The organism is Pseudogemmobacter sp. W21_MBD1_M6, assembly GCF_052119585.1.
Lineage (GTDB): Bacteria > Pseudomonadota > Alphaproteobacteria > Rhodobacterales > Rhodobacteraceae > JBGQOJ01.
Window position 1 is genome coordinate 1 of the sequence record NZ_JBGQOJ010000052.1, and the last position, 6,212, is coordinate 6,212.

General features: G+C 59.7%; 5 protein-coding genes and 1 pseudogene. 2 read left to right on the forward strand and 4 right to left on the reverse strand.

Translation table 11 applies throughout. The features are described from left to right. The first annotated feature begins 425 nt into the window (after positions 1-425). The gene (locus tag ACEN2R_RS20445) at positions 426-1,286 is read left to right on the forward strand and encodes a lytic transglycosylase domain-containing protein (RefSeq protein ID WP_442044723.1); all 861 of its coding nucleotides are present in this window, start codon (positions 426-428) and stop codon (positions 1,284-1,286) included. Then, entirely contained in the window at positions 1,279-2,715 is a 1,437-nt protein-coding gene (locus tag ACEN2R_RS20450) for a UbiA family prenyltransferase (protein ID WP_442044725.1), read from the forward strand. Before ACEN2R_RS20445 ends, ACEN2R_RS20450 begins: the two co-directional genes overlap by 8 nt. A gap of 119 nt (positions 2,716-2,834) precedes the next feature. Here ACEN2R_RS20450 and ACEN2R_RS20455 read toward each other — a convergent pair whose 3' ends face one another. From ACEN2R_RS20455 to ACEN2R_RS20470, 4 genes and pseudogenes are all read right to left on the reverse strand, one after another. Continuing rightward, positions 2,835-3,572, reverse strand: coding sequence for an SDR family oxidoreductase (locus tag ACEN2R_RS20455; RefSeq protein WP_442044726.1), 738 nt, complete (start codon positions 3,570-3,572; stop codon positions 2,835-2,837). Next, on the reverse strand, positions 3,572-4,882 hold the full coding sequence (locus ACEN2R_RS20460; RefSeq protein WP_442044728.1) for an FAD-binding protein: 1,311 nt from the start codon (positions 4,880-4,882) through the stop codon (positions 3,572-3,574). Before ACEN2R_RS20460 ends, ACEN2R_RS20455 begins: the two co-directional genes overlap by 1 nt. Beyond that, a complete protein-coding gene (locus ACEN2R_RS20465; RefSeq protein ID WP_442044730.1) occupies positions 4,863-5,870 on the reverse strand; it encodes a lysylphosphatidylglycerol synthase transmembrane domain-containing protein in 1,008 nt (335 codons plus the stop codon). Before ACEN2R_RS20465 ends, ACEN2R_RS20460 begins: the two co-directional genes overlap by 20 nt. Positions 5,871-6,029: 159 nt before the next feature. After that, positions 6,030-6,212: pseudogene (locus tag ACEN2R_RS20470) on the reverse strand (succinyl-CoA--3-ketoacid-CoA transferase); the annotation flags it as partial.

Below are 6,212 nucleotides of genomic sequence, written 5' to 3' on the forward strand. Positions count from 1 at the left end.
AACACAACCCAGTCAACCGTGACTGCGCCATCTTCGTCGTTCTGGAAGGATTTATAGAGTTTGAAGAAGTTCATGATGTTAGTCCCTCAGGTGATGTTTCAATTTCTACTGACCGCTGAGATCTGCTCGTGAACATCTTCGCTCATTTGCCTCGTTGGTATGACCCTATATAGCCGTTCGAATTGGGCGAGAATTTGACCTTGAATCGGCATTTTTGGACCAAATGAGAACAAGGCGTTAATTTGTTATATCTATCTGAAATATAACAATAAAATATTTTAACGTTCGGTTCTTTTTCATTAAAATCCCGGCAAATCCAGCGATTGTGGCCGGATTGCCATATCTTTGACCCGGGAAATACTGGCTTTGTGCGCATTTTTTTGCGACAAGTGGGGATAATAATAAAGCGGCAGAGCAGGAACCGCATGAAACGGACATTTGTATCGGGATTGGTGCTATCCGCCATGCTGTGTGCGGGTGTGGGTTTGGCCGAGGGGTTGAACTCTCATGGCGATTTCACATTCAAACGCGCCAAACCGCCCGGAGGCGGCGGCGCAAAACGTATAACGGTTCAAATTGATCCCGCCGCTGCGCGTGCGCGCGCAACGGCCCGTGCCGCCGCTGTCGGCCTGCCATCCCCTCCCGCATTGGACACTACTGTCGCGGCAGCACCTGCACCTTATGGTCTGGAGTGGTATTGGGATGGCGTGTCGCCCAAGCTGTCGGAATCCGGCCCTGGCCGGTTGGCGACAGCTGTGGCATTCCTGACAAAGGCCCCGTCTGGCAAGGGCGTTCCGACCCCGCGCTTGCAGGATATGCAGGAGATCGCAAAGACATACGGGGTCGAAATCCTGAAAGCCACGATCGGCACAGAGGTCTCTCCCGCGCTGGTTCTGGCCGTGATCGGCATCGAATCTGCGGGAAAGGCCGATGCGGTCAGCACGGCAGGGGCTACGGGTCTGATGCAGTTAATGCCCGCCACCGCCGAGCGGTTCGGTGTTACTGACCGGACCATCGGGGCGGACAGCATCAAGGGCGGTGTGGCCTATCTGGATTGGTTGATGAAAGAATTCGACCGCGATCCTGTCATGGTCCTTGCCAGCTATAACGCGGGCGAGAATGCAGTTAAAAAACACGAGGGCGTTCCGCCCTATTCGGAAACGAGGGCCTATGTGCCCAAGGTGCTGGCCGCCTGGACTGTTGCGCGGGGGCTGTGCAAGACCCCGCCGGAACTGGTGACAGACGGCTGCGTCTTTGTGGTTCAGGGGCTTTCTACGAATGGGTAATATCAAACCGCTTGTGCTGGATGTGGATGGCACATTCCTGAAGACGGATATTCTGCTGGAATGCTTCTGGTCGGGAATGGGCAAAGATCCGGTTGCGGTTGTGTCCGCCTCGGCCCGTTATCTTCTGCATCCCGAGCGGCTGAAGGCGCGGTTGGCGCAGATTGCACCGCTGCGCACCGACCTGTTGCCGGTGAACCCTGAGATAAAGGCGCTGGCCGATCGAAGCCGTGCGGCGGGGCGCGATGTGGTGCTGGCCTCTGCGTCCGATGTGTCGGTGGTGAAACAACTGGCCGCCGATCACCATCTCGGCGGGCGGGTGTTCGCATCCGACGGTGTGACGAACCTGAAAGGGGGGGCCAAAGCCGACGCGCTTGTCGCCGCCTATGGCGAAAACGGGTTTGACTATGCGGGCAACGCCCCCGTAGACCGCGCGGTGTGGGAGCATGCGGAAAACGTGCTGATCGTTGGCCGGCACGATGCCATTGCCAGAGATCTGACAGCCAAGGGAAAATCGGTGACGGAATTCGCCGGTGGCTGGAAAATGCGCGATCTGATCCGCGCGATCCGCCCGCACCAATGGGTGAAAAACATCTTGCTATTGATGCCGATGATCGCGGCGCATAATTTTCAGATGTCGACGCTTTTGACGGTCATTCAGGGCATTATGGCCTTTTCCGCCGCCGCGTCCTGTATCTATCTTATCAACGATCTGGTCGACCTCGAGGCGGACCGCCTGCATTCGACCAAACGCAATCGCCCCTTTGCCAGCGGTGCGGTGCCCCTTGGGGTGGGAATGGCTGCCTGTGCAGGGCTTGGATTTTTCGCGCTGGGCGTTGCCGCCTGGCTTAATCCGGCATTTCTGGGCGTTGTGCTGATCTATATGATGCTGTCACTGGCCTATTCGCTAAAGCTGAAGCGGATGCGCTGGGTCGATATCGCGACCCTTGCGATGCTTTACACCCTGCGCGTTGTTGCGGGCGCGGCTGCGGGGTCTGTCTCTGCCTCGGTTTTCATGCTGATCTTCATTTTTCCAGTGTTTATCGCACTTGGTTGCGTGAAGCGGCTGACCGAACTGACACTTGCGACCTCTGATGAACGCCTGCCGGGGCGCGGATACGGGCGGCCCGACCGTAGCGATTTGCTGAACGTTGCTGGCCTGGGGATTGTCGGGGCCTTGTTGATCTTCTTTCTTTATACGTTCAGCGCGCAAGCCCGGATGCTTTACCCCTCGCAATGGCTGCTTTGGGTGGCGATGATCCCGATGGCGATCTGGCTGACGCGGATGGTCTGGCTGGGCTACACCGGCAAGCAGGATTACGACCCCATCGTTTTTGCGATGAAAGACAAGATGGGGATCGGAATTCTGATGATAACCTTGTCGCTGATGTTTTACGCCGCAGGCATCTGGCAGCAATGGTTCGGATTCTGATCTTTCTTTGGCTTCCTTACGTCTGAAAATATCCCCGCCGAAGGCATAGACCCTCGAACAAGGCCTTTACGCGCTCCGCGCGGGAGTATTTGGGCCGAGAAGAATGGCAAAGGGACCGATCAGACCGAGAGCTTTTTGAAGATCGGTTCCGGTATCGACCGGATGATCAGCATGATGTAGCGCCAGAAGAACGGCGTGTAGATCACGTTCCGCTTTTTCTCGACCGCAGTCAGGATGTCGCGGGCCACCATATCGGGGGTGGCGACAAGGAACATGCCGGGCAGGCCCCATGTCATGGCGGTATCGACAAAGCCGGGTTTTACCGTCACCACATGACCGCCCGCGCGGGTCAGGCGGTTGCGCAGGCCGGACAGATAGGTGTGAAAGCCGGCTTTAGCCGCGCCATAGACATAGTTTCCGATGCGCCCCCGGTCGCCCGCAACCGATCCGACGCCGACAACCGTGCCGCCACCGCGCTGTTCCATCAAGGGGGCGATGGTCTGCAGAAAACGCGCGGGGCCGGTAAAGCTGTCCGTTACGGTGCCATCCACCAGACGTGGATCTGCATCGATTTCGGATTGCGCTGGCATCGAGCCCACGAAAACCGCGACATTGATTGTGCCTTCTTCGGAGGCGGCGCGGTCGATGATCGCGTCGAAACCAGCGGGCTTACGCGCGTCAAAGGCCATTGCCTCGGCCAGTCTGGCGCCGCGCAGCGCCAGATCGGCGGCGGCATGGGACAGGTCGTCCATATCGCGGCCCGCCAGAAAGACCGCATCACCGCGATCCGCAACTGCCCGCGCAAAGGCCCGCGCCATGGCAGAGGTCGCGCCGAGAATAATCCATGTATCGCTCATTATGCGGTCCTTAGGTTAGTGCGGCGGATCAGGTCGGTGACATAGGATCCCTCGGGGTCAGCTTTGGCCACGGCAGCGGCCCATTTTGCGTGGTCGGGATACATCGCCTTGATCCTTGCACCCGTTGTCAGCGCGTCTTTTGCCAGATAGATACGCCCGCCAGCGGTCAGCGTCATTTCCTCCAGCCGCGTGATCAGCGCCTCGGCGCGGCCCCGGTTCGGAAAATCGACGGCCAGCGTATATCCCTCCATCGGAAAGGACATATAGCCTGCGCGCCCCGATCCCATGCGTTTGAGCACGGCGAGGGGGGACGCAAGACCCGAATGGGCGATTTTTTCCAACATTTCCTGAAGGGCGGGGGCGGATTTGATCGGCACGACGCATTGAAACTGGTGAAAGCCCTTTTTGCCGTAAAGCCTGTTCCAGCTGTAAATCCGGTCGAGCGGAAAGAAGAAATCCGAGATCGGCTTGACCAGCGTGCGACCCCGTTCCGGCACGCGGCGGAAATACGCGGCGTTGAACAATTTCACCACAGGCGGCGACAGGGCAAAGGCTGGCGCGTTGAACGGCACCGATTTGGGCTTTTTCGCGGGGGGCACAAGGCCCGCGCCGGTTTCGGCCTCTTCCAATATGCCGCGGCCCAGCGACAGGCCCTTGGCTGTCGCGTCGATCCAGCCGACGGTATAGGTGGCGGTCGATGCGTCGAGCAGCGCGAGAAACTCCTCGAAATCCTCGGCGCGGCGTTCGGTCACCATAATAACATCGCCCTTGCAGGGGATCAGTTGCAGTTTTGCGGATACGATGACGCCGGTCTGACCTAGGCCACCAATGGTCGCCTTGAACAGGTCGGGTGCTTTTTTAGGGCTGACCACAGCCAGTTTGCCGCCCTGCAACAGGGTCAGGCTGATGACATGCTGGCCGAATGAACCCGCGCCGTGGTGGTTCTTGCCGTGCACGTCATTTGCGATGCAGCCGCCGATCGTGGCAAATCCGGTGCCGGGCATGACGGCGGGCAGCCAACCTTTGGGGGCAAACAGGCGGGCGATTTCACCGACGCGAATGCCGGCTTCAACTTCGAGCACGCCGGTCAAAGCATCGAAGGACAGCATCCGGTCAAGACGCGTCATGTCGATGGCACGGCCATTGTTGCACAGCGACGCGTCGCCATAGGACCGGCAGTTGCCGATGGCGGGGGCCGGTTCTTCGGCGATGAGAGTTTTCAGGGTCGACAGGCGCTCTGGTCGGGCCAGTTCGCCCCGGGCCTTATGGGCGCGGCCCCAGCCTTCGTAGTCAGCGGTTTTCCAGCGCATGGCTCTCTCTTTTTGAAATGCGTTCAGCGAAAGGGAAGACGACAAAGCCGATGCCGATGGCAAACCACAGTGTCGTGACCCGGATAACAAGTGTGGCGGGCAGGCTGACCTCGAACGGGATGCCCTGCAACGCCAGAAGCGCGATCATTGTGCCTTCGGCCCCGCCAATGCCACCGGGCGCGCCGGTCAGGCCACCGACAAGGGTCGAAAAGACGAAAATACCGATGGCCATGGCTAGGGGCACATCGGCGCCCATCCACATCATCAAAAGGTAAAAGGCGTAACCCTCGGCAAGCCAGCCAATCAGGCCAAGCGCCAATGCAGCCACCAAAACCGGTCCGTTCGAGACGTGCCGCAGCGATTTTGCCGCGCCGCGCAGGCGGGCGAACAGCCGTGGTGCAAGGCCAGTGGCGCGGTAGGTCAGGCTGACGATGGCGGACAAAAGCGTGGGGCGCGTCGCGATGAACGCGGCGGCGAGGGCGGCCAGCGTGACCGGAACGGCCCCGGTGATGCCGCCCGTAGACAGCGAGACCGCGCCGCCAAGGATCAGCGCGATCGCCGCAAGGTCAGAGGCGCGGTCGGCTAGCACCAAAGGCGCGGTGCGGTCAAAGTTCCATCCGGTTTCGCGGCGCAGCCAACGCAGACGGACCAGTTCGCCAACGCGGCCGGGGGTCACGCTCATGGCGAAGCCGCCAAGGAAATGCCGATAGTTCTGGATCAGGGCCGTGCGCAGGCCAAGGCTGCGGGTGAAAATATGCCAGCGCAAGCCGCGAAACCCGTAATTGACAAGGGACAGCGCCAAAAGCCCGGCAATTTGCAGGGGCGACAGTCTTGCGATGTGGTCCAACGTTTCCTGCCAGCCCGTCGCGGCGGCCAGCCCGATCAGGCCGACCAGCATCAGCCCGAACAGCGCAGCCAACAACGCCAGATCGCGAAGGCGACGCTCGGGCGCCGGGGGCAAAGGGATATGTGTGCTGCTGCTTGTCATTACTACGCCGATTAGCGACAAATTGGGGCAACAATATGAAGCTGTTTCGATATTGGTAACAGTTATTTTGCCATAATGACATGCGGTCTGCCGGGGTTTGCCATAAATGAAAAGGGCGAGGCCATTGGCCCCGCCCCGATGCCTGTGATTGTTTCGGGGTCAACCCAGAACTGTCGCCTCTGTCGCGGCGCGCAGTTCGGCTTCGGTCACGCCGTCGGCGATCTCGACAATGCGCAGGCCGCCTTCGACCACGTCCAGAACGCCAAGGTTGGTGATGATCCGGTCAACGACCGCCTTGCCGGTCAGCGGCAGGGTGCATTCCTTCAGCAACTTCGACTCGCC

Excerpts from the sequence above, each read along its gene's own strand:
- ACEN2R_RS20450 (WP_442044725.1), top strand. The coding sequence starts at position 1,279 with ATGGGTAATATCAAACCGCTTGTGCTGGATGTGGATGGCACATTCCTG.
- ACEN2R_RS20460 (WP_442044728.1), bottom strand. The coding sequence starts at position 4,882 with ATGCGCTGGAAAACCGCTGACTACGAAGGCTGGGGCCGCGCCCATAAG.
- ACEN2R_RS20445 (WP_442044723.1), top strand. The coding sequence starts at position 426 with ATGAAACGGACATTTGTATCGGGATTGGTGCTATCCGCCATGCTGTGT.
- ACEN2R_RS20465 (WP_442044730.1), bottom strand. The coding sequence starts at position 5,870 with ATGACAAGCAGCAGCACACATATCCCTTTGCCCCCGGCGCCCGAGCGT.
- ACEN2R_RS20455 (WP_442044726.1), bottom strand. The coding sequence starts at position 3,572 with ATGAGCGATACATGGATTATTCTCGGCGCGACCTCTGCCATGGCGCGG.